Origin of the sequence: Acidocella sp. (assembly GCF_050253495.1) — a bacterium.
In the GTDB taxonomy this organism is placed as follows: domain Bacteria; phylum Pseudomonadota; class Alphaproteobacteria; order Acetobacterales; family Acetobacteraceae; genus Acidocella.
In genome coordinates, this window is sequence record NZ_JBFWIX010000001.1 from 353629 (window position 1) to 379251 (window position 25623).

General features: G+C 62.8%; 30 protein-coding genes. 11 read left to right on the forward strand and 19 right to left on the reverse strand.

All coding sequences use genetic code 11. The features are described from left to right. Nucleotide 1 precedes the first annotated feature (1 nt). Genes AB7D48_RS01670 through AB7D48_RS01705 form a run of 8 tightly spaced genes read right to left on the reverse strand, consistent with a single transcriptional unit; the run spans nucleotide 2 to nucleotide 4273 of the window. Complete coding sequence (locus AB7D48_RS01670; RefSeq protein WP_427975507.1) at nucleotides 2-1039, reverse strand: hypothetical protein; 1038 nt, start codon at nucleotides 1037-1039, stop codon at nucleotides 2-4. A 58-nt stretch (nucleotides 1040-1097) separates the two neighbouring features. Beyond that, a complete protein-coding gene (locus tag AB7D48_RS01675) occupies nucleotides 1098-1613 on the reverse strand; it encodes an adenine phosphoribosyltransferase (protein ID WP_427975509.1) in 516 nt (171 codons plus the stop codon). Between the two features lie 10 nt (nucleotides 1614-1623). After that, nucleotides 1624-2109, reverse strand: a complete 486-nt coding sequence (locus tag AB7D48_RS01680) for a molybdenum cofactor biosynthesis protein MoaE (protein ID WP_427975511.1) — start codon at nucleotides 2107-2109, stop codon at nucleotides 1624-1626. Between the two features lie 5 nt (nucleotides 2110-2114). Continuing rightward, nucleotides 2115-2366 (reverse strand): molybdopterin converting factor subunit 1, encoded by a 252-nt coding sequence (gene moaD, locus AB7D48_RS01685; RefSeq protein ID WP_427975512.1) that lies wholly within the window; start codon nucleotides 2364-2366, stop codon nucleotides 2115-2117. Between the two features lie 8 nt (nucleotides 2367-2374). Then, on the reverse strand, nucleotides 2375-2785 hold the full coding sequence (locus AB7D48_RS01690) for a hypothetical protein (RefSeq protein WP_427975514.1): 411 nt from the start codon (nucleotides 2783-2785) through the stop codon (nucleotides 2375-2377). 13 nt (nucleotides 2786-2798) lie between these two features. Further along, nucleotides 2799-3296 carry a molybdopterin-guanine dinucleotide biosynthesis protein B gene (gene mobB, locus AB7D48_RS01695; protein WP_427975515.1) on the reverse strand — a complete coding sequence of 166 codons (498 nt, stop codon included), beginning with the start codon at nucleotides 3294-3296 and terminating at the stop codon, nucleotides 2799-2801. A gap of 6 nt (nucleotides 3297-3302) precedes the next feature. Beyond that, nucleotides 3303-3887 (reverse strand): CDP-diacylglycerol--glycerol-3-phosphate 3-phosphatidyltransferase, encoded by a 585-nt coding sequence (gene pgsA / locus AB7D48_RS01700; RefSeq protein WP_427975661.1) that lies wholly within the window; start codon nucleotides 3885-3887, stop codon nucleotides 3303-3305. Between the two features lie 11 nt (nucleotides 3888-3898). Continuing rightward, on the reverse strand, nucleotides 3899-4273 hold the full coding sequence (locus AB7D48_RS01705; RefSeq protein WP_427975517.1) for a winged helix-turn-helix domain-containing protein: 375 nt from the start codon (nucleotides 4271-4273) through the stop codon (nucleotides 3899-3901). Nucleotides 4274-4352: 79 nt separating this feature from the next. Here AB7D48_RS01705 and AB7D48_RS01710 point away from each other — a divergent pair, with 79 nt between their 5' ends. From AB7D48_RS01710 to AB7D48_RS01720, 3 genes are read left to right on the forward strand one after another with little or no spacing between them, the layout of a single operon-like run. Then, a complete protein-coding gene (locus tag AB7D48_RS01710) occupies nucleotides 4353-5261 on the forward strand; it encodes an extracellular solute-binding protein (RefSeq protein WP_427975518.1) in 909 nt (302 codons plus the stop codon). Nucleotides 5262-5263: 2 nt separating this feature from the next. Then, entirely contained in the window at nucleotides 5264-6001 is a 738-nt protein-coding gene (locus AB7D48_RS01715) for a molybdate ABC transporter permease subunit (protein WP_427975519.1), read from the forward strand. After that, nucleotides 5971-6900: an ABC transporter ATP-binding protein gene (locus AB7D48_RS01720; protein WP_427975520.1), complete on the forward strand. Its 930-nt coding sequence runs from the start codon at nucleotides 5971-5973 to the stop codon at nucleotides 6898-6900. The genes AB7D48_RS01715 and AB7D48_RS01720 overlap by 31 nt, the downstream gene beginning before the upstream one ends. A 36-nt stretch (nucleotides 6901-6936) precedes the next feature. Here AB7D48_RS01720 and AB7D48_RS01725 read toward each other — a convergent pair whose 3' ends face one another. Beyond that, complete coding sequence (locus AB7D48_RS01725; RefSeq protein WP_427975522.1) at nucleotides 6937-7539, reverse strand: ribonuclease HII; 603 nt, start codon at nucleotides 7537-7539, stop codon at nucleotides 6937-6939. Next, nucleotides 7532-8029: a nucleoside deaminase gene (locus AB7D48_RS01730; protein ID WP_427975523.1), complete on the reverse strand. Its 498-nt coding sequence runs from the start codon at nucleotides 8027-8029 to the stop codon at nucleotides 7532-7534. The genes AB7D48_RS01725 and AB7D48_RS01730 overlap by 8 nt, the downstream gene beginning before the upstream one ends. Here AB7D48_RS01730 and AB7D48_RS01735 point away from each other — a divergent pair. Genes AB7D48_RS01735 through rsmD form a run of 3 tightly spaced genes read left to right on the forward strand, consistent with a single transcriptional unit; the run spans nucleotide 8028 to nucleotide 10010 of the window. Next, complete coding sequence (locus AB7D48_RS01735; RefSeq protein WP_427975525.1) at nucleotides 8028-8738, forward strand: gamma-glutamyl-gamma-aminobutyrate hydrolase family protein; 711 nt, start codon at nucleotides 8028-8030, stop codon at nucleotides 8736-8738. The genes AB7D48_RS01730 and AB7D48_RS01735 overlap by 2 nt on opposite strands. Continuing rightward, nucleotides 8731-9471 carry a pseudouridine synthase gene (locus AB7D48_RS01740; RefSeq protein ID WP_427975527.1) on the forward strand — a complete coding sequence of 247 codons (741 nt, stop codon included), beginning with the start codon at nucleotides 8731-8733 and terminating at the stop codon, nucleotides 9469-9471. Before AB7D48_RS01735 ends, AB7D48_RS01740 begins: the two co-directional genes overlap by 8 nt. Continuing rightward, a complete protein-coding gene (gene rsmD / locus AB7D48_RS01745) occupies nucleotides 9468-10010 on the forward strand; it encodes a 16S rRNA (guanine(966)-N(2))-methyltransferase RsmD (protein WP_427975528.1) in 543 nt (180 codons plus the stop codon). The genes AB7D48_RS01740 and rsmD overlap by 4 nt, the downstream gene beginning before the upstream one ends. 131 nt (nucleotides 10011-10141) lie before the next feature. Here rsmD and AB7D48_RS01750 read toward each other — a convergent pair whose 3' ends face one another. Continuing rightward, nucleotides 10142-10849 (reverse strand): Crp/Fnr family transcriptional regulator, encoded by a 708-nt coding sequence (locus AB7D48_RS01750; protein ID WP_427975530.1) that lies wholly within the window; start codon nucleotides 10847-10849, stop codon nucleotides 10142-10144. 138 nt (nucleotides 10850-10987) lie between these two features. Between AB7D48_RS01750 and AB7D48_RS01755 the strand changes: the two genes are divergently transcribed. Next, the gene (locus AB7D48_RS01755) at nucleotides 10988-11155 is read left to right on the forward strand and encodes a hypothetical protein (protein ID WP_427975532.1); all 168 of its coding nucleotides are present in this window, start codon (nucleotides 10988-10990) and stop codon (nucleotides 11153-11155) included. Here the strand turns inward: AB7D48_RS01755 and AB7D48_RS01760 are convergent. From AB7D48_RS01760 to AB7D48_RS01775, 4 genes are all read right to left on the reverse strand, one after another. Beyond that, nucleotides 11149-12495, reverse strand: a complete 1347-nt coding sequence (locus AB7D48_RS01760) for a glutamine synthetase family protein (protein ID WP_427975534.1) — start codon at nucleotides 12493-12495, stop codon at nucleotides 11149-11151. The two genes, AB7D48_RS01755 and AB7D48_RS01760, sit on opposite strands and share 7 nt — an antisense overlap. Before the next feature lie 57 nt (nucleotides 12496-12552). Continuing rightward, complete coding sequence (locus AB7D48_RS01765; protein WP_427975536.1) at nucleotides 12553-13128, reverse strand: hypothetical protein; 576 nt, start codon at nucleotides 13126-13128, stop codon at nucleotides 12553-12555. Further along, a complete protein-coding gene (locus tag AB7D48_RS01770) occupies nucleotides 13128-13844 on the reverse strand; it encodes a type 1 glutamine amidotransferase (RefSeq protein WP_427975538.1) in 717 nt (238 codons plus the stop codon). Before AB7D48_RS01770 ends, AB7D48_RS01765 begins: the two co-directional genes overlap by 1 nt. A 120-nt stretch (nucleotides 13845-13964) precedes the next feature. Continuing rightward, nucleotides 13965-15566 carry an APC family permease gene (locus AB7D48_RS01775; RefSeq protein ID WP_427975540.1) on the reverse strand — a complete coding sequence of 534 codons (1602 nt, stop codon included), beginning with the start codon at nucleotides 15564-15566 and terminating at the stop codon, nucleotides 13965-13967. Between the two features lie 185 nt (nucleotides 15567-15751). Here AB7D48_RS01775 and mutL point away from each other — a divergent pair, with 185 nt between their 5' ends. Next, nucleotides 15752-17515, forward strand: a complete 1764-nt coding sequence (gene mutL / locus AB7D48_RS01780; RefSeq protein WP_427975542.1) for a DNA mismatch repair endonuclease MutL — start codon at nucleotides 15752-15754, stop codon at nucleotides 17513-17515. Here mutL and AB7D48_RS01785 read toward each other — a convergent pair. Continuing rightward, the gene (locus AB7D48_RS01785) at nucleotides 17512-18153 is read right to left on the reverse strand and encodes a pyridoxamine 5'-phosphate oxidase family protein (protein ID WP_427975544.1); all 642 of its coding nucleotides are present in this window, start codon (nucleotides 18151-18153) and stop codon (nucleotides 17512-17514) included. The genes mutL and AB7D48_RS01785 overlap by 4 nt on opposite strands. Before the next feature lie 143 nt (nucleotides 18154-18296). On the opposite strand from AB7D48_RS01785, the gene AB7D48_RS01790 reads away from it, so the two are divergent. Next, nucleotides 18297-18728 (forward strand): ketosteroid isomerase-related protein, encoded by a 432-nt coding sequence (locus AB7D48_RS01790; RefSeq protein WP_427975546.1) that lies wholly within the window; start codon nucleotides 18297-18299, stop codon nucleotides 18726-18728. 95 nt (nucleotides 18729-18823) lie between these two features. On the opposite strand, the gene AB7D48_RS01795 is transcribed toward AB7D48_RS01790, so the two are convergent. The 3 genes from AB7D48_RS01795 to AB7D48_RS01805 all read right to left on the reverse strand — a co-directional run bounded on the left by AB7D48_RS01795 (nucleotide 18824) and on the right by AB7D48_RS01805 (nucleotide 23155). Then, nucleotides 18824-19990, reverse strand: a complete 1167-nt coding sequence (locus tag AB7D48_RS01795; RefSeq protein WP_427975547.1) for an outer membrane beta-barrel protein — start codon at nucleotides 19988-19990, stop codon at nucleotides 18824-18826. Nucleotides 19991-20287: 297 nt separating this feature from the next. Beyond that, a complete protein-coding gene (gene purF / locus AB7D48_RS01800; protein ID WP_427975549.1) occupies nucleotides 20288-21739 on the reverse strand; it encodes an amidophosphoribosyltransferase in 1452 nt (483 codons plus the stop codon). Between the two features lie 96 nt (nucleotides 21740-21835). Next, the gene (locus tag AB7D48_RS01805) at nucleotides 21836-23155 is read right to left on the reverse strand and encodes an aspartate aminotransferase family protein (RefSeq protein ID WP_427975551.1); all 1320 of its coding nucleotides are present in this window, start codon (nucleotides 23153-23155) and stop codon (nucleotides 21836-21838) included. Between the two features lie 252 nt (nucleotides 23156-23407). Here AB7D48_RS01805 and lptF point away from each other — a divergent pair, with 252 nt between their 5' ends. Then, complete coding sequence (gene lptF / locus AB7D48_RS01810; RefSeq protein WP_427975552.1) at nucleotides 23408-24514, forward strand: LPS export ABC transporter permease LptF; 1107 nt, start codon at nucleotides 23408-23410, stop codon at nucleotides 24512-24514. Beyond that, nucleotides 24511-25623: an LPS export ABC transporter permease LptG gene (lptG, locus tag AB7D48_RS01815; RefSeq protein WP_427975554.1), complete on the forward strand. Its 1113-nt coding sequence runs from the start codon at nucleotides 24511-24513 to the stop codon at nucleotides 25621-25623. The genes lptF and lptG overlap by 4 nt, the downstream gene beginning before the upstream one ends.

Below are 25623 nucleotides of genomic sequence, written 5' to 3' on the forward strand. Positions count from 1 at the left end.
ATCAGTCCGGCTGCCAGCCGTAATTCTTCGCCAGGAAAGCCAGCAGGCCGCTTTGCTCCGTGGGAACGATGGACAGCGCCGTCAGGGCATTCGCCAACACCGACGCGGGTTGCAGGGAGATGGAACTGGCTTCGGCGGCGGCATGGATGGCCGGCGCCTTCGCCGCGCTTTGCGCGGCGGTGCGCCAGATGGCGATGGCGGCAGGGTCGGTCAGACGTGGCAAGACCAGCATGAAATCCAGCCGCGCGGCGGCGGCGGCGGCCTCATAAGCGGAATCCAGCAAGGGACTGACCGCCGGGCCAAGCGCGGATGCCAGGGGCAGGTTGGGAAAAAACGGGTCCGCTCCCGCCGTGCCACCCGTGCCTGGCATGCCGATGCAGAAAGCGGGCACCGCGCCCGAGGCAATGAGGGGGGTGAGATCTTCCGGCACGCCTTCCCCGCAGATAAACACGGCATCCACCGTTCCGGCAATGAAGGCGCGGGTTTTTTCCTCACTGCTATACAGGCCGAAAACCGGCGCCGTGGGAACACCGAGTCGGGCGAGGGCCAGCAAGGCCGCGAGGTCGGCGCTTTGCGGCTGTGCGGCGCCGATGCGCAGGGGCGCCATTTTCCGCAATGTCTCCAGCGTGGGCGTGGTGCCTTTCGGCGCACGCAGCATCAACACCCCGGAATTGCAACCCGCCAAAATCGGTGTCCAGTGCGTGGGATCGTAATGCACGCGTGAATCGCCGGTCAGATAAGCGATCAACGCCACGCCCGGCAGAATGGCGGCGGTGCGCCCGTCCGGCACCACCAGAGCATCCAGCCGGTTGGCGCCGGTGACGCCGTCCAACCCGCCAATCGGTTCTGGCACGATCCGCGGCGTGCCTGGATAAAACGCCGAGATCGCCAGCGCGAAGGCGCGGCCCCAACGGCTGGTCAGGCCGCCATTCGGCCCCGCCACGAGCAGGTTCAGCGGCCCTGGGGCAGCCATGGCCCGCGCCGTGTTTGGCAACAGCGCCGAGGCCGCCAGCGCGCCGAGAATGTAGCGGCGTTTCATCTTGGTCGGGCTCCGCATTTCCTCGAAGCCAGGGAGATTAGCCAGGGTCAAGATTTCGTCAATGATCGTATTGAATCAAAGCTTCGAGCGGCACGTTCAGCTTATCGCGCCCATGCAGGAACGTCAGCTCGATCATCGCGGCGGCGGCCACGACCTCGGCACCGACATTCTGCAGCAGCTTGATGCCCGCCGCCATGGTGCCGCCGGTGGCCAGCAGGTCGTCCACCACCACCACGCGGGCACCGGGTTCAACCGCGTCGGCCTGGATCTCGATCCGGTCCGAGCCATATTCCAGGGCATAATCCAGTCCAACCGTGGCGCCGGGCAGCTTGCCCGGCTTGCGCAGCATCACGAAGCCGCAGCCGAGCTTCAGCGCCAATGGCGCCGCCAGCAGAAAGCCTCGGCTTTCCACGCCGGCCAGCACGGTGGGGTTATAGAGGCGCACGCGGTTGGCGAGCCGCCCCATCGCCACTTGCCAGGCATCCGCATGCCGCAACAGAGTCGAGATGTCGTAAAAAAGAATCCCCGGCTTGGGAAAGTCCGGGATGCCACGAATATGATCTTTGAGGTCCATGATGAGGTTCCTATAAACGACCCGTGCCTCGCGGCAAATTTTGCGCCGGGCTGGCCCATGAGGCGGCGGCGGCGCCGTCGGACAGGCGGGCTTCAACCCAGCACGTGCCACCCGTGACGCTCTCTTCCGCTTTCCAGAAGGGGGCGCGGGTTTTCAGCTGATCGATCAGATAGGCGGTGGCGGCGAGCGCCTCGGCACGATGGGCGCTGGCGGTGGCAACGAAGACGATGTTGTCCCCCGGCGCCAGCCGGCCAACACGGTGAACGAGACCACAGCCCGTCAGACGCCACCGCGCCATCGCCTCATCCACCAGCATGTTCAGCGCTTTTTCCGTCATACCGGGATAATGTTCCAATCGCAGCGCCTTGAGCGTGCCCTCCGGCGTCTGCCGGACGGTGCCGATAAAGCTGGCGATGCCTCCGGCTCCTGTGCGGCCCAGCCTGGCGAGCAGCGCGCCCGCATCAAAATCCTGTTCTTGCACCGCGATGAACCGCATCTTCTTCATCCACCGGTGACGGGAGGGAAAAAGGCGATTTCGCGCGCCTCTGCGAACGGAGCATCGAGGGCGTGGAACTCCTGATCCACGGCGCAGCGTATGAGCTTTTCGTCGGCGAAGGCCGCCGCGTAGCCCGGGCCAAGCCCCCGCAGATGCGCGATCAGCTCGCGTGGCGTGCCGATATTAGCCGGCAATGTCAGTTCCTCGCTGTTTTTGCCCGTGCGCTCACGCAGCCAGGCAAAGTAAAGAATATGCATGATCCGACCTATCTTGCATCGCCGGGGACGGCGGGGACGGCGACCGGTTCGCCGTCTTGTGTGGGATAGAGCGCCCCGCCCGCGGTGACGCTTTCGGCGCCGTTGATCTGCGGACCATGGCCAGGCGGGTAAGGCGAGGGCAAGGAGGGGGTATAACCCTGCCCGAGCGGAAGATTCGCGTTCTTTTCGATCTCACTCAATGTTGGCATGGGCTGCACCGGGCCGGGCCAGACATCGCCAGCCTGAGTTTCCAGCGGCTTGACGGCGGGGGTGTCGCCAAGCGTGCGCTGTGCGGTCTCGCTCACCACCGGGGGAGCGTTCGGGTTGCCGAACGGCCAGAGCGCATGGTCCGCGAAAGTCCCGCCGCCCGCGCAACCGGTAAGACAAAGCGCCGTCAAAGAGGCGAGAAGAATGCGCAAGAGCCGTGCTCCTTCAGCGGTGGCTTTCACCGTTTAACCCAAGCACGCGGATCAGGAAATCCGCGATGCGCGGCGGCGCGCCCAAGGGCAGGACCGGTACGGGGCAATCCGGCAACGGCGCGTCTGACGCCACGGCCAACAAATGCGGGTCCGGCCAGGGAGCGGGCTTGCCCAGACTGGGACGATAAACAGCCAGACGCGGCATGGGGGCCGACTTGAAACCTTCCACCAGCACGAGATCCACGGGCGAAAGCCGGCTCACCAAAAGCGGTAACGGCGTTTCAGCATGGGAGAACAAGGCAAAACCGCCATCGGTGGCGAGAATCACCTCGCGCGCGCCGGCTTCGGCATGGATGAAGCTATCCTTGCCCGGCTTGTCCAACGTGACGCCATGATGGGCGTGCTTGATGCTGGAGACGCCAATCCCCCGGGCCTTGAACAGCGGGATGAGGGAGGCGATGAGCGTGGTCTTGCCAGCGCCAGACCAGCCGGAAATGGCGAGAATCGCCAAGGCGCTTCAGGACTGGGAGGTTTGAGCGCCGGCATGGCGCAGCCCGGCCGTGAGGTAATCCCAGCCGGTGATCAATGTCAGCACGGCGGCCAGCCAGAGCAGCCCGAAGCCGATCCCCCCGGCGGGCAGCCAACTCAAGCCGAGGAAATGCGCCCCGGTATCGCCCAGCAGCAACAGCCCGAGCGAGACCATCTGCACACCGGTTTTCCATTTCGCGAGCCGGGTGACGGGCAGGCCGATACGAATGCCCGCCAGATATTCCCGGAGCCCGGAAACCAGGATTTCCCTCAGCATGATGACGATGGCGGGATAGATGCCGTAATTCGGCATATGGCCAAACCCGACCAGGCACATCAGCGTCGCGCCGATCAGCAGCTTGTCCGCGATCGGGTCCAGCATACGGCCGAAATCGGAAAGCTGGGCACGTTCACGCGCCAATTTGCCATCCAGATAATCGGTGATGCCGGCAAGGGTGAAAAGCAGGGCCGCGCCGAAATCCGCCCAGGGCGCGCCGATGGCTTCCAGCAATACCAGCAACGGAATCGCGGCAATGCGTGAAAGGGTCAGGATATTGGGCAGGTCAGTCAGCATTGGCATACACCCTAGCCGGGTTTTGCACCGGGCGGAACAGCCAGAGAGGTTTCAAAACGCGTGAGAAAGACGCTACCGGCGGTACGCGTGACGGTTTCCAGCTCCCGGTAGGCTGCCAACAGCTCTTCCCCCAAGGCCGTGAGACGCGCGCCGCCATGCCCGGCGCCCCCCTTGGCGGTTTCCACCAATGGCGCGGTAAAGGACGTGTTGAGGGAGTCGACCAGGCTCCAGGCCCGCTTATAGCTCATGTCCATGCGCCGCCCCGCCGCGGCGATGGACCCCGTTTCCGCGATCAGCGCCAGCAGGTCCGCGCGGCCCGGGCCCATCACGATGCCTTGGGTGCCGTTGAGCCGCAAACGCAGCCTGAGTTTGCATTGATCCTCCATGGCGCCATTAACCATGCCAGGGGTTTGACCGTCACCCCTCTTATTCGATATATCCAAACAAACATATCGGAGCCTAGCCATGCCTGTATCGCGCCGCTTGCTGCTCGCAGCCCCTCTTGTCCTGGGCACTGTCCCACGGGCCCTTGCCGGTGAGGCGATAACCGTCGCCTATGCCGGATCCATGGGAAAATTGATGGATCAGGGATTGAACCCCTCCTTCACCGCCGAAACGGGCGTTTCCGTGCATGGCATCGGCCATGGCGCGGTGGCGCTGGCACATTTGATCGTTGGCGGCGCGATGAAGCCGGATGTGTTCGTGCCCGTTTCCGCCGGTCCGGCGAAGCTGGTGCGCGCGGCGGGTCTGGCCGACAAGGCCGTTCCAGTGGCCAGCACCTCCATGGTTCTGGCCTATTCGCCCACTTCTAAATTCGCCGTGCAATTCGCCGCCGCCAAGGGGGCCGACTGGACGAAGATTTTCATGAGCCCGGGTTTCCGACTGGGCCGCACGGACCCGGCGGTGGACCCGCAGGGGCAATATGTGCTGTTCGCCCTGCAACTGGCCGAACGTTATTATAAACTTCCCGGCTTCGCGGCGAAAATCTCCGGTGGTGAGCAGAATCCGGCGCAGATTTTCGCCGAACCCTCGCTGCTGGCGCGGCTGGAAGCCGGACAGATCGACGCCACGCTAGGTTATAAGAGCGCCGTTGTCTCCCAGAAGCTGCCTTATCTTGAATTGCCGGATGCGATCAACATGTCCAATCCAGCCATGGCCAAGAGCATCTATGACAAAGCCAGCCTGACATTGACCGGCAAGGACGGAAAAGCCCAGACCATCCATCCCAGCCCGCTGGTCTTCTACGCCATGGCGCTAAAGGCCGCCGCCAACCCCAAGGCCGCAGCGGATTATGTGTCCTTCCTGGCTGGGCCTGACGGGCGGTCCATCTTCAAGCGTTATGGCTACGGGGCGGGCATGGGACCCGCCATCTAAGGGTGCTGCGCGCCGGTTTCCTGCTGTTCGTCCTGGCGTTTCTGGCGGCCCCCCTGTCCGGGTTGGCCTCTGGCGGCGGGGGCTGGATGGCGCTTAGCCGGCAGGATTGGGATTCCATCGCCACCTCCTTGCTGGGCGGGGCGGCGGCGATGGCGGTGATTATTTTGGTGGGCACGCCCTTGGCTTTCTATTTGGCGCGCGCGCGCGGACGGCTGGCGGTGCTGGCCGAGGCGGTGGTGCTGATGCCAATGCTGATGCCCACCCTTGCCCTGGGTATTTTACTGGCCGTGGTCTATGGCCCCGCGGCGCCCCTGGGGCGAGCGTTCAGCGCGCTGGGCGTGACGCTGACCAACACGCCGGCGGCATTTTTGTTGGCCACCATCTACGCCGCTTTGCCGACCTATGTGATCGCGGCGCGCGGCGCACTGGCCCAGGTGCCCGTCGAATACGAGGAATTGGCCCGCACATTGGGCGACACCCCAAGGGCCGCGCGGCTGCGCGTCACCTTGCCGCTGGCGCGGCGGGGGCTTTCCGCGGCCCTGTCCCTGGCCTGGGTGCGGGCGTTGGGAGAGTTTGGCATCATCCTGATCGTCGCCTATTATCCCGCAGGAATGCCCGTGCAGCTTTGGACCGACGTACAGGATCTGGGATTGCAGGCCGTGTTTCCGCTGGTGGCGGTATTTTTGCTGGTCACGCTGCCAGTGCCTTTATGGTTGGGGTTGCGGGCGCGCATGGCGTGAAGCGGATCGAGATCGATTATGTGCTCACCGTCCCGGTAGCGCTGCGGGCTTGTTTCACGGTCCAGGGATTCACGGCGCTGCTCGGACGGTCCGGGGCGGGGAAAACCACATTGCTGCGGGCATTGGCCGGGCTGGCACCCGCGCGGGGGGAACCCTGGCAAGGGCTGGCGCCCGAGCGGCGGCCCATCGGCTATCTGCCGCAGCAAACCCTGCTATTTCCGCATTTGAATGTGCTGGAGAATACCGCTTATGCCCTGAAGGGGCGGAGGCGGCTGGAACAGGCGGGCACCTTGCTCGCGGAGCTGGGGCTGGCGGCGCTGGCGTCACGCCGCGCGGACCAGCTCTCCGGCGGACAAGCCAAACGCATCGCCTTGGCGCGGGCCTTGGCGCATGGGGCGGAACTGCTGCTGCTGGACGAACCATCCGTGGGGCTGGACAGCGTCACACGCGACGCCACGCTGGACTGGCTGGTGGAAACCGCCACGGCGCGCGGCATCCCGATGCTCGCGGCCACGCACGATCATGAGGTGGCAACCCGAGCGGAGCGGCTGGCCCTGCTGGCGGATGGGCGGATCATCCAGCACGGGCCGGCGCGGGAGGTGTTTTCCGCCCCCATGGGCCACGCGGCGGCGACGCTGCTGGGGTATGAGAATATTTTCGAGCGTGGGGACGAGGTTTGGGCCATTCGGGCCCGTGATATCCGGCTCGACCCCGCGGGAGAGAGATTCAGCGTGCTGAGGGTCCGGGAGCTGGGCACGTCGCTGCGGCTGGTTTGCGGACCAGCCCCCCGCCTGACAGTGGAATTGCCCCATGGGCGCGCCCATGACTATCCCCCGGGCCGCGAGATCCGGTTGTGCCTCGCGGCGGCGGCACGGGTCGAACCCGCCTCGGGCACCTGAACGGGGCTGCTGATCGGCATCGGCGCCCTTGCCGCCTCAGAGATGGTCCTTCAGCAACGGGCCAAAACCACGCCGATGATGCGGGCTTGGCCCATGCTCCAGAATCGCCGCGCGGTGAATCGCCGCCGCATAACCCGCATTCCTCGCCCATCCATAATGCGGGTAACGGACGGCAAGCTGACGCATCAGCCGGTCTCGGGTTTCCTTGGCGACGATGGAGGCGGCGGCTATGGAGAGACTCAACCCATCCCCGCCCACCAAGGCCGTGCACGGGATGGCGATGCCCGGCGTCTTGTTGCCATCCACCAGCACATGGTCAGGCGGCGCCGGCAGCGCCACGATGGCGCGGCGCATGGCCAAAAATGAAGCTTGCAGGATATTGAGTTTATAAATCTCCGCCACGGATGCCGCGCCAATGCCAATTTGCGCGCCGGAACTCAGCAGCGCCGCCAGCGCCGCCGCGCGTTTTTTGGGTGTCAATTTTTTGGAATCGTCCAGCAGCGCCTCCAGACCATCCGGCAGGATGACGGGCAGCACAACGGCGGCGGCCAGCACCGGCCCCGCCAGAGGGCCGCGCCCGACCTCATCCACCCCGGCCACGCGTCCACCGAGCGCCCTCTCACGGGACATGTCAGGCATCGCGTTTCGCCTCGAAAAACGCCTTGAGCAAGGCGGCGCTCTCCTGCTCCCGCACCCCGCCAATCACCTCCGGCCGGTGATGCGTGGTGGGCTGGCTGAAAAGACGAGGCCCATGTTCGACGGCACCGGTCTTGGGGTCGTATGCGCCGAACACCAATCTGCCGACCCGCAAGGCCGCGATCGCCGCCGCGCAGAAGGCGCAGGGTTCGAGTGTCACCGTCAGCGTGCAATCGGCCAGATATTTCCGCCCCCGCGCGGCCCTGGCCGCGCTCAAGGCGAGGAATTCGGCATGCAGGAACGGATTCTGTTCAGCTTCCACTTGGTTGGCGGCCACGGCCAGAACCGCGCCCTGGGCGTCCGTCACCACCGCGCCCACCGGCACCTCGCCAAGGGCGGCGGCACGGCACGCTTCATCCAGGGCGATTTGCATGGGGGACGTCATGAGCGAAGCAATTGCCTCAACCAGCATGGCGGGTCTAGTTGAAGCCATGAAAAAACGCCCCTTGATCGGCCTGACCCTGGATGCGGAACCAGCCGGAGGCTGGTCCAAATATCCCTGGTACGCGCTACGCCAGAATTACACCGAGACAGTGGCCGCTTATGGCGGGCTGGCCGTGGCGCTACCTCATGATCCGGGCTTGGCGGAGGATTATCTGGACCGGCTGGACGGGTTGATCGTCACGGGCGGCGCCTTCGATGTCGACCCCGCGCTGTATGGTGATACCGAAACCCATGCGACCGTGGAGCTGAAAGCCGACCGCACCACCGCCGAGCTTGCCTTTTTGCGCGGGGCGATGGCACGCGACATGCCGGTACTGGGGATTTGCGGGGGGCAGCAACTTCTCGCCGTAGCGCTGGGCGGCACCCTGCACCAGCATATTCCCGATGCGATCCCCGGCGCGTTGGAGCATGAGCAAAAGACCAGCCATTACGAGCCTGGTCACAAGGTCGAGATTCTGGCCGGCACCAAATTATTCAGCATCGCGGGCCCGGCGATGAATGTGAACACTTCCCATCATCAAGCCGTGAAGTCCGCTGGACGCGGCGTGGTGAACGCCATCGCCCCCGACAGCGTGATCGAAGGCATCGAGGATCCCACGTTGAAATTCTGCATCGGCGTACAATGGCACCCGGAATATCTGGTGGATGAGGGTGACAAGGCCCTCTACCGCGCCTTCCTGGCCGCCTGCCATGACTGAGGACACCGCGGAACGTGGCGAGCGCATCGCCAAATTCCTGTCCCGGGCCGGTGTGGCGTCCCGCCGAGACGCGGAAGCCATGATCGAAGCCGGACGCGTGCGGATGAATAACGAGGCGGTGACGCATCCGGCGGTATTCGTGAAACCGGGCGACATGGTGGTGGTTGACGGCAAGCCCGTGAACGAGCCGGAGCGTACCCGACTGTTCCGCTACCATAAGCCGGAAGGGCTGGTGACCACCCATAAGGACCCCGAAGGCCGGCCAACCGTGTTCGAGCATCTGCCACCCGGCCTGCCGCGCCTCATTTCCATCGGGCGGCTGGACCTGACCTCCGAGGGGCTGCTGCTCCTCACCAATGACGGCGCGCTCTCTCGCCAGCTCGAACTCCCCACGACCGGCTGGCTGCGCCGCTACCGCGTGCGCGTGCATGGCGGCGTCAGCCAGGACAAGCTGAAGCGTCTGGCGGAGGGCATGGTGGTCGACCGGGTGAAATACGGCCCGATCGAAGCCTCCATCGATTCCGTTCAGCGTTCCAACACTTGGCTGTCCATGTCCCTGCGCGAAGGCAAGAACCGAGAGATCCGCCGCGTGATGCAGGCGCTGGAGCTACCGGTCACCCGCCTCATCCGCGTTGCCTATGGTCCGTTCCAGCTTGGCACCCTGCCACGCGGCGCGGCGGAAGAGGTGAACGGCAAAATCCTGCGTGAACAGGTGCCAGGCCTCGCCAAATGACCGCCCCGAAGATTATCGCCGGGCGCTGGAAAGGCCGCAAGCTCATGACCCCGACAGGGCGCGACACCCGCCCCACCAATATCCGCGCCCGCCAGGCTGTGTTCGATATTCTGACTCACGCTCCCTGGTGCGAGTTGCAGGGCGCCCACGTGCTCGACGTATTCGCGGGCACCGGCGCCTATGGGCTGGAAGCACTCTCGCGCGGTGCGGCCTCAGCCAGCTTCATCGAGCAATCCCACGAGGCCGGGGCAACGCTTCGCGCCAATATCGCGGCGCTGAAGGTGGAAAACGCCCGGCTCCACATCGCCGATGCGCTGCACCCGCCCGCCGGCGGCCCGCATGACCTGATCTTTCTCGACCCGCCTTATGGCGCGGCGCTGATTGCCCCGGCGCTAAGGGCTCTCTCGGCGAAAGGCTGGGTCGCCCCGGGGGCGATCATCGTCGTGGAGCTGGGACCAGGCGAAACGCTGGACCTGCCGGAGGTGCTGGCCGAACGGACACATGGCAAGGCGCGATTGAAAATCTGGCGGGCTTCGTAGCCCGAATCGGATTCGAGGCAAAAACGGACGCTATCCACCATTTAGCGGCCTGAATCACCCTGAAATAATGCTAGAAACGGTTGCGCCACCCGGTTGATCCGCCTCGCGGGCCAGCCGGATGCCGCCGCTCTCTAATCCAAATTCGCCAGCCGCCGCAGCCCTGACAGATCGAGAACCAGCTCACGCGGGGTCACGCGCTGGATCAACCCATCCGCCTCCAGCTTCGAAAAGGCGCGCGTCACGGATTCCGCCGCCGTGCCGAGATAATCCGCGATGTCGTAACGCGTCATCGGCAAATCGAGTGTCTTGGAGGCGGTCTTGAAATATTGTTCATGTGTCGCGCAATCGAGCAGAAACGCCGCGAGGGCCCGGCGCGTGCTCAGCCGCCCCACCATGATGACCTGCCGTTGCGCCGCGCGCAGCTTATGCACCGCCTGCACCAGTACATTCTGCTGCACCTGTGGATTGGCCAGCAAGAACTCTTCCAGCCGGCGAATCTGGAATTGATAGACCGTGCAGGGTGTCACCGATTCGGCGGTGTTGACATAGCGCCCCTTCTCCTCCAGCCCGAACAGATCGCACGGCCAGTGAAACGCCACGATATGGCGCGACCCGTCGGGCAGCATCCGGCTGACTTGAGCGATGCCATCCACCAGAAGATATAAAAACCCAGCCTTTTCACCTTGTTCGAAAATCTGTGTCTTGGCGCTCTTGAACTCGATCCGCTTCGCCAGATGCGCCAACTCGGCCTTCTCCACGGCTGAAAGCCGCAGCCAGGACGGTTCTGGCTCCGCCGTGCGGATGCGCAAATGCGCCATGGAAATCTCCGGTCCGGTCATAACCCCTTCTTCACACAAGATAACGCGGCGCGATACTGATTTTTATCAGTGCGTGAGCCGGACCGGCACAGCATCTCTGACGCCGGAAACCGGGGCCGCCTTAACAGAACGCAAACCGGACAGCGCAAAGGGATATGCATGCGAAAAAAACAGATGGAGCGATTCATCGCCGAAGCAAACATCGAGAATTTCCGCCGCCGCCTGCATGAAACCACGGACGATAAAGCCCGCGCGCTGCTGACTGAATTGCTGCACGCGGAGGAAAGCAAGCTGGCGGCGCTCATGACACCGCCCGAGGATCAGTAGAGATCGAAATATTCCGCTGTTTCCGCCGCCGGCACTTCATCGCGCAAGCGGTTGATCTCGGCGGTTTTCACCAGCGTGTAGACCTTCACAAACTCTTCTCCCAGCATCGCGCGAAAAGCCTCGTCCGCCTTCAGCGCCGCCAATGCCTCGTGAATTTCCGTCGGCAATTTCTGGAAGGAGCCATCCGCCTCTTTCAGCCCCTTGCGTTCCGGCGCCAGCACGGCCTTGCGCTCCACCCCCAGCAGCCCCGCCGCGATGGTGGAAGCCGCCGTGAGATATGGATTCGACAAGGCCGACGGCACCCGCACCTCCAGATGCTGCCGCTTATCTTTCGAAGCCTTGATCCGCACGGAAGCGGAGCGGTCCTCCACCCCCCAGGAGACGTTGGACGGCGCGAACGTGCCAGGCCGGATGCGCCGGTAGCAATTTGGCGTCGGATTCCAGATTGCCTGTGCCGCCGGGGCATGATCCAGAATGCCCTGCGTGAAACTCTTCATCAGCATGCTCATCCCATCCGGGTCCGCTTCATCCAGAAACAGGTTCTTACCGGTCTCCAGCTCGTACAAGGATAAATGGAAATGAGAGCAACTGCCGGAAAGATGCGCATAAGGCTTGGTCATGAAGGTGGCCAACAGCCCTTCCGTGCGCAAATATTCCTTAACCGTGTTCTTGAACACAAAAGCCCGGTCCACCGCCGCGATGCCATCCAGCGCCGCGAAATTCAGCTCCCATTGCCCAGGGCCAAACTCACCATTGGCGGTGATCATGTCGACACCGCTATCCTTCAGCACACGCATCAATTTATCGAGGGCGGGATGACGGTGCGTGATCGCCGTCACGAAAATCGGCGCGCCCGAGTAAAGCGGGCGACGCGTTTCGAGATCGACCACATAAAACTCGAACTCATGCCCCATCTTCACGCCAAATCCCATTTCAGCGGCTCTGGCCAGCATCGCTTTCAGGACGGTGCGTGGGGCGGCCATCTGCGGCGTGCCGTCATACCATTTTGTATCGCAAATCACCCGCGCCGTATTGGCGATCCAGGGCACCTTGCTCACGGTGTCCGGATCCGGGACCATCAGACAATCGGCGAAATTGATGTCTTCGTTATAACCCGTGCCCGGAATGGGATTGGAGGAACTATCCAGCGTGACGGTTCCACCGTAAAGATTCAGCCCCTGCTGCGCATAGGATGCCACATGATCGATTGGCACGGTCTTGCCGCGCGAGAGCCCCGCCAAGTCCGGCAGCTCGAACCGCACATATTCAACGCTATTCTCGCGTAAATTGCCGGCGAGAGCGACGGCGCTTTCCTTCGTATGGGCAAAATACAGGGACATTCCGGCTCCTGGTCTCAAGGGTTGCAACAAAGACAAAGCAAGAACCGCAGCGCCTTTTCAGGGTCGCACGGCGTGGGTGAAAAATTTCAGCCAGGGTGGAGGGGGCATGTGCTCACCCGCGCGCCAATGCGCCAAGGACAACCCCGAGGCCGTGGCCAGCAGCCAGTAGCGCGCCGTGCCATCGGGCGCGCGCGCCTGCACGGCGATCTCGCGCCCACCGGCCAGGAACTGCCAACTCTCGATGACACCGCCATGCGCCGTAAACCGCACGGTCGGGCGACCAGCGTGCCAGACCACCAATGCCAGGGGACAGGGCTTATCCTGCGCGCAGGCATCATACTCCGCCAGCCAACCGATGCTGTGCCGGTTCGGCGCGATATGGATCTGCGCGAAATAAACCTGTTTACCTTCTTCATCCATATCGGGCGCAACGCGCACGATGCGACCGTTTTTATAGGTGATCACGAGTGGACCCGACCCCCCGCCCCTGGCGAAAGGCCCTTCCGGCGGCATCGCATAAGGGTCGTCAGGCCCGGCCACGGCACTGGCGCTGGCCACCACGGGCATGCTCGCCCATGCGGCGGGCATCCCGCCCAGGCCAAGCATCCCAACCAGCAACAGCCGCCCCCACATCAGGCCGGGGCCAGGGCGATCTCGGCAACGTCCAGAAAATTGCCGAAGACGATCTGCGCGGCATCGTACATACCGGAAAATTGCGCATTCACTTCCGCCACGACCTCATCCAATCCTCCAGGGCCGCGCACCCGCTCCAGGGCCGCCTTATATTCCGGCAGGGCCGCCCATTCGGTGGTGGTGGTTCGGGTCAGTTCCATATGAAATTGCAGCCCATAGGCAAAGCGCCCCCAGCGCTGGGCCTGGATGACGCAACCCGGCGAAGAGGCAAGCCGCACCGCCCCCTCCGGCAACCGCTTCACCTCCGCCCCATGCCATTGCATGCAGGGCCACGAGACGGGCAAACGGTGAAAGATCGGATCCGCCTCCACCGTTACCTGGCTCATGCCCACCTCGGGCTTGTCCATCAACCCCACTTGCCCGCCCAGGCATTGCGCCAACAGCTGATGCCCCAGGCACATGCCCAGATAGGGCCGGCCGGCACGCACCCAGCGCTGGATCGCCGCCATCTCGTCCGAAAGCCATGGGAATTCATCGACCTGCCACACATCCTGTGGCCCTCCCATCACCAGCAGCACATCGAACCCGTCCAGATCCGGGATCGGCTCGCCCTCATCCAACTCCACGGCATGCATCGAACAGCCACGCGCCTTCATCACATCCCGGAAATTGCCGGGATGCTCCGAAACGGCATGTTGGAAGACAAGGATTTTCACGGACGCACGCTCCTATGCCATGACAGGGCGCCACTATTGCAAGGAATGTTTTTTTCGTGAAGCGCCTTGTGGTGGTAAATCGGCGCATCCTCCCCGCTTTCCATGGGCAGGCTGGCGATCTTACATGGTTTTTTCCATCTGGATCATCATCCGCGCCGTCTCCTCGGCGGGTAGCGCCGCGCGCAGGGACAACCAGATGATGATCAGGCTCCAAATCGCGACGAGACCCACGCCCGGCCAGAAACTCAGCACGCCATAGCCGCCACCGACATTGCCCAGCGCCGAGAGCACCCACATGCCACCAAACCAGGGCACGAGCCAGCTTATATAATGCCAGCCAAACTCCGAAGCCGGCCGGCCGGCGATGAAATGGAAATAACCCGCATAAGCGAGGAACCCGATCAACAGCAGGCCGAACAAAAAGCTGTCGGTCTCAAACCCCGTCCAATAGATGATCCAGTTGCTGCAGATAAACGCGAGCGGCGCGATGATTCCCGCCCCCTTGAGGGTAAAGGGACGCTTCAGGTCAGGCTGATTACGGCGCAACACCATCAGCACGAGAGGCCCAAGCCCATATGTGAGCACGGTGATCGAGGTGATGTATCCGACCATGAGCTGCCAAGCCGGAAATGGGAGCAGGAACAACACGCCCACCACCCACATCACGGCCACGGCCGCCCACGGCACCTGCGCGGTGTTCAGCCGTGTCAGCCAATGCGGCCCGGCCTTGGTTTCCCCCACCGCGAAGAGAATGCGCGCGCCACCCGTCACATAGATCAGACCGCAGCCGCCGGGAGAAATATAAGCGTCGATGTAAAGCAGGGTCGCCATCCAGCCAATGCCTAACGTCGCCGCCAGACCCGCGAAGGGACCGGCCGCGCCCGTGAAGCTCAAATGCCCCCAACCGCCGGCCAAATCCTCCGGGCGCAACGCCATCAGGAAAGCCACTTGCAGCAGAATATAGACAATCGCCGAAAGCAGCACGGACCCGATCACCGCCAAGGGAATATTGCGGCCTGGATTAGCGCTCTCACCCCCGAGATCAATGGCGGCGCGAAATCCAAGATAGGAAAACACGATACCCGCCGTCGGCAAGGCGGTGAAAATCCCGTCCACTTGATAACCGCTGGGATCGGCCTGCCATACACCCCAATGGGTACTGGCGGCGATCAGCACCACCACGGTCAGCAACGGTACCGCGATCTTCCACCACGTCACGGTGGAGTTGACCGCCAGCAACGTCTTCACCGCGAACAAATTCAACAATGCGAGAATGCCAAGCAGGATCGCGCATACAATAAATCCGGTCAGCGTCAGCAGACCGGAACTATGAGGTTGGATGAAGTAAGGCAGATAATTATTGGCGTAGGTGACGATCGCCTCCGCCTCCACCGCGGGTACCGGCACGTAAGAGAGGAACAGCATCCAACCCCAAATGCGCCCCAGCCCCTCGCCATGGCTGGCGTGACTCATATGCACCAGCGCGCCGCTGCGCGGAAACAAAGCGGCCAGTTCGGCAAAACACAAGGCAATCAACATGATGATCACCGCGCCGACGACCCAGCTCCAAACGCTCAACGGCCCGGCGATGCGAGAGGCATGGTACGCGCCGAACAGCCATCCGGAACCGATCATGCTGGTGGTGCTGGCAAACAACAACCCAATGATACGGGCATCGCGCCGCAGGGTCCCAGACGCATGCATCGTGTCTGATCCAGACATCAGCCTCTCCTTCTTTAGATGAAAACCGGCCGATTTCCTGGGTGGATCCTGCCAGCGCCAGATATAATTAGGGTTGTACGCCTGCCATAAGCACAACAGCAAGGCGTATCTTAACAAAATGTGACCTTGTTAGAACGCCTGTCCCGCCGCTTCGGCGGGACTCGGCGCCTATGTTATAAGACATCATGCCGATCCGCCGCCTCGCCGAAACCACCATCAACCGCATCGCCGCTGGCGAGGTGATCGAGCGCCCCGCCGCCGCCGTGAAGGAGCTGACGGAGAACGCGCTGGATGCCGGCGCACGACGCATCGAGGTCATCCTCGCTGGGGGCGGCATCGAACGGATCGAGATCATCGACGATGGCGGCGGCATTCCGGCGGATGAGTTGCCCTTGGCCATTGAGCGCCATGCCACTTCCAAATTGCAGGATGAGACGCTGGTGCGGATCGCCTCCCTGGGGTTCCGGGGCGAGGCGCTGCCCTCCATCGGCGCCGCCGCCCGGCTCACCCTCATCAGCCGCCCGGACGGGCAGGATTCCGCATGGCGGATCGACGTCGCGGGAGGCGCTGTCACCCCGCCACGCCCCGTGCCCGGCATAAAGGGCACAAGGGCCATCGCCGAGGATCTGTTCTACGCGACCCCGGCCCGGCGTAAATTCCTGCGCTCGCCCCGCGCCGAGGCGGAAGCCGCTGAACGCACCGTCTGGCGTCTTGCCCTGTCCGCCCCGCATGTCGCTTTCCGGCTGGTCTCGGATGAGCGCGTGGTCTTCGACCTGCCCGCCCAGGATGACACCGCGCGCGTCGCCGCCTTGTTCGGGCGTGAGGCCGCCAACAGCATGATCCCCCTGGATGCGCAACGCGACGATATACGCCTTTCCGGCCTCATAGGCCCGGCAAGCCTCAACCGCTCAACCTCCCAACTGCAAAGTTTCGCGGTGAATGGTCGCCCGGTGCAGGATTCCCTGCTGAAGCTCTCATTACGCCTTGCCTATCGGGACGTCATTCCCGCCGGACGCTTCCCCCTGGCCGCATTGCGTCTCGATCTGCCGAACGAAGCGCTGGACGTGAATGTCCATCCCGCCAAATCCGAACTGCGTTTCGCCGACCAGAACGGGGTGCGCAGCCTCGTCATCGGCGCCATCAACCGCGCCTTGGCACAGCCGGTCAGCCTTGGCACCGCGCCGGTGGCCAGCCTGCCCATCCTTGCGCCGCGTCAACCCTCCGGCGCATCTTACGCGCCGCCCCCAAGCCGCATCGCGCGTGGGTTCGCGGAAACAGAACTGGCCCTGGTCGCTCCCCCCGCGGCACGGCCCGTTTTTGCCGCGCCCCCGTCCACCGCCACGGCGGAGCCGGACATGCCCGACCATCCGCTCGGCGCGCCTTTAGCCCAGATTCTAGATACTTATGTACTGGCCTTGGCGGCGGACGGGTCGCTCGTCATCGTCGACCAGCATGCCGCGCATGAACGCCTGACCGAAGAGCGCCTGCGCGCCCAGTTTGCCGAGGGACACGTCGCCACCCAACCCTTGCTGGTGCCCGTGGTGGTGGACCTCCCCCCCATGGAGACCGCGAGATTGCTGGCGGAATCAGAAAACCTGGCCAAACTCGGCCTGGAGATCGAGGCGTTCGGCCCCGGCGCCGTGCTGGTGCGCGGCGTACCCGCCGCACTGAAAGAACCGGACGCGGCGGGGCTGCTGCGCGATCTGGCCGCGGAATTCGCCGAATCCAGCACGCCCCTGGCGCTGGAAGCGAAGCTAGACTCCGCCCTGGCGCGCCTGGCCTGCCATCGATCCATTCGCGCCGGGCGTCGCCTACAGCGTGAGGAGATCGACACGCTCCTGCGTGAAATGGAGGCGACACCGCGCGCCGCCACCTGCTCGCACGGGCGGCCGACCTTCCTGAAACTCACCCGCGCGGACCTGGAAAAACTCTTTGGCCGGCGCGCTTAGCCGATCTTGAACAAGGCGGTGTCCGCCGGCAGTTCCACGCCCAGCGGATTCTTCGGATTCGCCTCCGGCCTGCCGATTTCGTAACGGACCGGAATGATGCCGGCCCAGACGGGGAAATCCGCGTCATCGTCATCGTCCGGTTGACCAAAGCGGACCTTGGCGCTGGCCTCGGTGATCTTCATGCCCAATACCGTCGTCGCCTTCAGCTCCTGCGGCTTGACCGGACGCAGCCTTTCCCACTGACCGGGGATGGTCTTGTTGACCATGTTACGAAGCTGCACCAGCTTTTCCTCGTCGCTGAGCTTTGCCGGCTTGCCAAAGATCATCACCGACCGATGATTGATATTATAATTATAAGCGGAGCGCGCCATCACCAACCCGTCATAGAGGCTGACAGTCACGCAGACCTCCTGACATTCAGCGCTCTCCAGCATGCGACTGGCGGCGGAACCGTGCCAAAAGATCATGTCCCCGTCGCGCCATTGCAAGGTTGGCGTCACAAATGGCGAACCGTTGAAAACATAACCGACATGGCAAAGCGGCATTGCATCCAGAATCGCGTGGATGGTCTGCGGGTCGTAATCGGCGATCTGGTTATAACGCTTGACACGGGCACGCTCGCTGGGCGGGGCGGACATGGTGGCTCCTGAAGTATTTTGCCGCTTTAACTGACCAGCCCAAAATCTTCTCGTCAAGAAAATTTGTTTATTTTTGCTGGTTGCCGCGCGCTTGCTTCCTCCCATGCCGGCTTGCATCCTGACCGCAAACTCAGGAGTCCATGATGCGAGACGAAACCGAAGCGCTAATCGAACGCTATTACGCAGCCTTCAACAACGCCGATTGGGAAGGCATGCTCTCTTTGTTGAGCGAGGACGTGCGCCACGATATCAACCAATCCACCAGCCAAACCGGCAAGGAGGCCTTTCGCGCCTTCATGGGCGAGATGGACCGTTGCTACAAGGAACGCCTGGACAATATCGTGATCCTGTCCGATGCAACCGGTACGCGTGCCGCCGCTGAATATGTGGTGCATGGTGAGTATCTCACCGCCGCCGAGGATTTACCGCCCGCTCATGGACAAAAATATATCCTGCCAGGCGGTGCTTTCTTCAGCATCACCAACGGCAAGATCACCCGCGTCAGCAATTATTATAATCTGCAGGACTGGCTTGATCAGGTTGCCAAAACCCAGAGAGATGCGCGCGCGGGTTGAGCTTACCGTAGGCATGTCGCTTCAACGGCAGCAGCCTTCAAACAAAAAGGCCGGAGCAATGCTCCGGCCTTCCCGTTTGAAGTGAAAAGTTCCGATTAGAACAGCAGGCCGGCTTCCAGCGTGCCCACGAACTGGAACTTATCGGTGCCGCTATTGCCGTAGCCATAGGTCACACCGTCATTCGCCTTGTTGTTCAGCAGGTACAGACCACCGGCGTTCACGCGAGCGAACAGATCCTTATACTGCCAGGTCGGCGAAACGGCGAAGCCAACGGCTTCGGATTCCGGACCGACGAACCAGGTGTAGTTACCGATGGACTTTTCATACTCAACCCAGCCGCCCAGGGAGTACGGCGTGTTGGCGAAGCTGTAATCACCGAACACGGCGGCGCCAAAGTTGGAGGTGTACTTATCGATGCCGAGCTGATGATCCGGCTTGGCGTACACATACTGCACTTCCGGCACCACGTTCAGGTTGCCATGGGTCCAGCTATAGAACGCGCCGAACATCTGAGAGTTCATGTACCACGGGCCGTAATCGGCGACAGTGGTATCCGAGCCCCAGCCATAGGTGCGAGCGCTCAGGCCAGTACGGCCGAGATTGCCAGCATAATAGACATAGAGGGAGTTATTGTCGTCGAAGCTGTAATTGACGGCGGCCTGCAGGAAGTTGAACACATGCGTGTCCCAACCGTCGCCGAACAGAACGGTGGCGGTCAGCGGGCCCTTGGTGTAGGTGCCTTCAACGCCGGTGTTCTGGCTGTTCTGGACATACCAAATATCCGTGACCAGCTGGGACGGGTTGTTCCAGTCGATGCTGGATTCATACCCTTCCAGGGAGCCGACGCGGCCGGCGGAAATGGTGAAGGGCATATCCTTCGGAGCGATGGTCACATAACCGGCATAGAGCGGGCCGGTGCTGTAATTATCGATGGTGGTCTGACCCGGGGCACCGGAAGCGCCCACGGGGATCGCACCTCCAACGGAGCCAACTTCGATATTGAACTGTAGTTCACCGTCGGTCTTCTGCAACTGGATCAGGGCGCTGCCAACATTGGTGCCGACATTCTTGGAACCATCCGGCTGGTTGGAGACAAAATAGCCATAGCCGTCAACGCCGCCGCTGAGTTCCAGGTCGCCAAGCGGGCCGCCATCGATCTTGATCGAAGTCGGGCCGTTCAACGCATGGGCCGCGTTCATGGCCAGAAGAGAGGACGCAGCCACAAAGCCCAGTCCCAGAAGTTGCCGACGCATCGTAATCATTATGCCTCCTCAGTGCGCAGTTGCTTGCGCGTGATGCCTAAATCGTAGTCTCACGACGCAAGCGACAAGAAAAATGCCTGAACATGCGCCATCGACGGTAACGAATTCGCAATCTACATGCCAATCACCGAAAAACGCCAGATCAAACACAAAATGTTTGCGCTTTGCGGAAAGCGTGTGGCTGAAATGACACATTCCGCCAGCTAGCCCATTGAGTTTACGGCTTTATCGTCAAAGTTCCCGGTGGCGCGTCAAAATCCCCACATCGCGCGGGGATGGCCAGCTTCCCGTGAAGGTTCAGCTCAACTCGGCAAGCAGGCTAGGCCGTATCTCGCGGGTTTCCGCATTGTCCGTCAGCGCGATCGGATAATCGCCGGTAAAGCAGGCATCGCAGAAGGCGGGCGCCTCGGCATCACGGCCGTCTTTGCCAAGAGCCTTGTAAAGGCCATCGATGGAAATGAACGCAAGCGAATCGACACCGATCAATTTCGCCATCTCCTGCACGGAATTGCGTGCCGCCAGGAGTTTGCCGCGCTCGGGCGTATCGATGCCATAAAAACAGGAATGGGTGGTCGGCGGTCCGGCGATGCGCATATGCACCTCCTTCGCGCCAGCCTGGCGCACCATGGCGACAATTTTCTGACTGGTGGTGCCCCTCACGATGGAATCATCCACCAGCACGACACGCTTGCCTTCGATCATGGCACGGTTTGCTGAATGTTTGAGCCGAACGCCAAGATGGCGGATCTGATCCGTCGGCTCGATAAAAGTGCGCCCCACATAATGATTACGGATGATGCCCAGCTCGAAATTAATGCCGGAAGCCTCCGAAAACCCCATGGCGGCGGGCACGCCGGAATCGGGCACGGGCACCACCACATCCGCCTCCACCGGCGTCTCCAGCGCAAGCTGCGCGCCGATCTTCTTGCGTGCCGTATAAACGGAGTTACCCTCCATGGTGGAATCAGGCCGGGCAAAATAAATATATTCGAACACACAGAAGCGCGGTTTCTGCGGTGCAAAGGGCTTGATGCTCGTGACACCGCCATCATTGATCAACACGATCTCGCCGGGCTCGACATCCCTCACGAACTCCGCCCCGACAATATCCAGCCCGCAGCTCTCGGAAGAGAGCACCCAGCCGGCCTTGCCGTCCGCGCCGCTCAACTTGCCCAGCACCAACGGCCGCACACCCAACGGGTCGCGCACACCGATCAGATGCTCATTGGTCAGCGCCACCAGGGAATATGCGCCGATCACTTGCTTCAGCGCGTCGATCAACCGGTCGACCACATTCGCATAAAGGGAAATGGCGATCAGATGCACGAACACTTCCGAGTCCATGGTGGACTGGAACAGGCAGCCACGGCGCGTCAGCGCGCGGCGGAGCGTGTGCGCGTTGGTGAGATTGCCATTATGACCGACGGCGAAACCGCCAAACTCGAATTCGGCGAAAAGCGGCTGCACATTGCGCAACACCGTGTCGCCCGTGGTCGCATACCGGTTATGGCCAATGGCGCGCGCACCAGGCAACCCGGCCATTACCTTGGCATCCCCATAATTATCGCCGACCAGCCCCAGCCCCTTGTGGGAATGAAAGCGCACCCCGTCATGGGTGACGATGCCGGTGGCTTCCTGGCCACGATGTTGCAGCGCATGCAGGCCAAGCGCCGTAATCGCCGCCGCATCGGCCACATTCCAGGCGCCGAATACGCCGCACTCCTCATGTGGTTTATCGTCGTCGATCATGCCGGCCCCGCCTTGCTCATCCGCGCTTCCCACTAGCGATGTGACAACCAGATGTCGAGGCACGAGCACGCATAAGTGCGCCCCGGCGCGCGCGACTCACCCCTGGCTGACCAGTACCGCCCTGAAAATCTCCAGAAAATGCGTGACATGCCCGGCATCGAAGCAAAGCGGCGGGCGGATTCTGAGGGTATGGCCGAGCGGGCCGGCCATGCCCGCCAGAACAAAATTCTGCCGCAGGGCATTGACCACACGCCGCGCACCGGCCGGGTCGGGGGCACCGGTCTCCGGGTCCACCAGATCCACGCCGGCAAGCAACCCCACCCCCCGCACAGCACCAATGCGGGGAAAGGATTTGGCCAGCGCCTTCAGCCCCTTGCGCAGCACCCCTCCGGTGCGGGCGGCATTGCGGATCAAGCCTTCTCCCTCGATCACGTCCAGCACCGCCAACCCCGCCGCCGCCACGGAACTGCCGCCAAAACTGCTTAGATACGGCGTCCGCACCTGAAAATCCAAAAGATATTCGGGGCGGGTCACCACGCCGCCAGCGGGATAGCCATTCCCCATCGGTTTGCCGAGCGTGACGATATCAGGCACCACACCATGCCGCATGAACCCCCACATGCCGCTTCCCAAGCGGCCAAACCCAGCCTGTCCCTCGTTGGCGACAAACAACCCGCCCGCCGCGCGGACCACTGCCACCGCCTCACCCAAAAACCCCGGCGGATCGGTGAACACGCCATCGGAGGAAAAAACGCTGTCTAACACAAGGGCGGCCGTGCCAACCCCATTCCGCGCCAGGGCCACCACGGCTTCGCGGATCCTCGCCCCATACCAAGCCCCCAGCGGCACGCTTCCCGCCAAAGCACTATCGGGCGCGGGGACAGTCACCACATAAGACGGCAAATCCGCCGAGGGCAGCAATCCGGGGGAAATTTCGGACGAGGCCGCCGTGCTGCCATGAAAGGCCGCGCCCGTTACAATGATCCCCTTGCGTCCGGTTACCGCCCGGGCGATACGAAGTGCTAGGTCATTAGCCTCACTGCCCGTGCTGGTCATGACCAAATTACCCAGCCCCGCCGGAAATCGCGCCAGCAGGCGGGCCGCGTAATCATCGGTCACCTTATTTAGGTAACGGGCATGGATATTCAGCGTCGCGGCCTGGGCGGCAATGGCGGACACCACCTCGGGATGACCATGCCCCACCAGGGAGATGTCATTCGTCATGTCCAGATAACGGTGCCCAGCGGTGTCGAACAGATACACACCCTCTCCGCGCGCCACCTCGACCGGCCGGTCATAATGCAGAGGCACGGCCTGACCCGACCATTTTCGGCGCGCCAGCAGCAAGGCCGCCAGAGCAGGCTCCAGAATAGGGGCTTCCTCGCTTCCTGGCGCCGGCGTCAACAATGCCCTCATTCCAATCATGCAGCCTCGTGCGCGGATGCGCCTCCTGCCTTAACCGGCACTTTGCCGCCCCCCCGGCCAACAGGGCGCGTGCCTTCGCGCATCATGATCCCAGCACCTCACTTAACTGTGGCAGATACAACATTTTTCTGTGGTTCCCGCAACGCATAATTTTGCCGTTTCCTGACTGTTTGGTCACGGCGTGTTTCAACCCGCGCACCGGGCTTGCCATCCCGTCCGCGCCCAGCCACAGATGCACACGAAATGCCTGCCTTGCCGTTCTTCCATCGTCTGGACCGTTATGTGCTGGGTCAGCTTGTCCTGGCCCTGGCCCTGGTCACCACAGGGCTGGTGGCTCTCATCTGGCTGACCCAATCGCTACGCTTCATTCAGATCATCGTCAGCCACGGGCTTTCGCCCTTCGTGTTCGTGAAGCTCACCGCCTTGCTGGTGCCCAGCTTCCTGGCCACCATCCTTCCGATCACATGCTTCATCGTGATACTGTTCATCTACGTGCGTTTGGCTGGCGACCGGGAACTGACCATCATGCGTGGCCTGGGTCTGTCGGACATCAAGCTGGCCCGCCCCGCGCTGGCGCTGGCGGTGGCGGTCACGCTGCTCGGTTATGCGCTCAGCCTTGGCGTCGTTCCCTGGACACTTTCGGTCTTCCGCTCCTATCAGTATGAGATCCGCAACCAGATCGCCGCTTTTTTGCTGGAACCAGGCGTGTTCACGCCGGTTTCCAGCAATATCATGGTCTATGTGCAGTCACGCGGCACCAATGGCAGCCTCAAGGGCATCATTATCGAGGATAACCGCGACCCCAACGACCCCGCGACCATCCTGGCGCGCACCGGCGAGCTGATGACCACCCCCAGGGGGCCGGTGGTGGTGCTGGAGAATGGCTCGCGCCAGCAGATCGACCCGAAAACCGGCCAACTCGATCTGTTGACCTTCGAGCGCAACACACTCTCCCTGGCACAAGCCGCCCGCTCCGGCATGCCAGACGATACCGACGCCGCCGAAATACCCCTGCATGATCTGTTCCACCCCCCCGCCACCCTGCCGTCCGGCGACAGCGCGAAATGGCTGGTCGAGGCGCAGCGCCGCCTCACCGCGCCACTTTCCACCCTCGGCTATGCGCTCATCGCCCTGGTGGCGGCGCTGGGCGGCGGGTTCAAACGGCATGGGGGGCTGGCGCGCATCATCGGCGCGGTGGTCATCGTCACCGCCTTGGTGGCGCTGGGGCTCGGGGTGAATAACCTGGCCGCGCGCAACACCGCGCTGCTGCCGCTCATCTGGGTCTGGACCCTGCTGCCCCCTTGTATCACGGGTTACTTGCTGTTGCGCCAGGGCGCCCCGCGCGCATGAAACTGCCGCTGACCATCTCCTGGTATTTCGGCAGGCAGTTCGCCGCCGCCGTGCTGGCCATGGCCGCCGGACTCGCCGGACTCGTCGCCTTGTTCGACTTCCTCGAATTGCTGCGCGAATCCGCCACGGCTCCCAACGCCACCTTCGGCATACTCGTCGAAATCGAGGCATTGCGCCTGCCCTGGAGCCTGATGCAGATCATTCCCTTCGCCGTGCTGCTGGGTGGCATCTATGCCTTCTGGCGGCTGGCGCGCTCCTCTGAACTGGTGGTGACGCGCGCCGCCGGCATCTCCGCCTGGCAGTTCCTGGCAACGCCGGTCCTCACCGCCTGCCTGCTGGGCGCGCTCTGCACCACCGCCATCAGCCCACTCTCGGCGGTGATGTATGGCCGGGCTGAACAGCTCGACAACACCTACCTCAAACCATCCGGCGGGCCGCTCTCGCTCAATGGCGGGTCGCTCTGGGTCCGGCAAGCGGATAACGGCCTCACCCCCCAGGGCTTCGCGGTGTTGCACGCCAGCAACGTGCATTTGCAGAATCACGCCCTGGAGGCGGACCAAGTCAGCATCCTGCGGCTCAATGCCAATACCGATCTGTTGGAACGGCTGGAGGCCCAGCACGCGACATTGCAGTCCGGCGACTGGAAGCTCCGACAGGTCTTCGTACTGCGGCCAGACGCCGCCCCCCAGCGTTTGCCGCAAATGGACTTCCCGACCGATCTGACCGTGAACCGCGTGCAGGAAAGCTTCGCCTCTCCCAATGCGCTGTCTTTCTGGGCCTTGCCCGGCTTCATCCATCTGCTCAAGCGATCCGGGTTTTCCGCCACCCAGCATGAGCTTGTATTCCAGACCCTGTTGGCATTGCCGTTGCTGTGCTCCACCATGGCACTGGTGGCTGCGGGATTTTCCATGCGGCCCTCACGCCGCGGCGGAGCGGGTACCATGCTGGTTTCTGGTGTCGGATTTGGCTTCGCCCTCTTCATGATTTCGGAGGTCGCCAACCAGTTCGGCACGTCGGGCGCCATTCCCGTGGGGCTGGCCGCCTGGGCCCCGGCACTGGCCGGATTGTTTTTGGCGCTTGCCTTGTTGCTCCATCTGGAAGATGGCTGA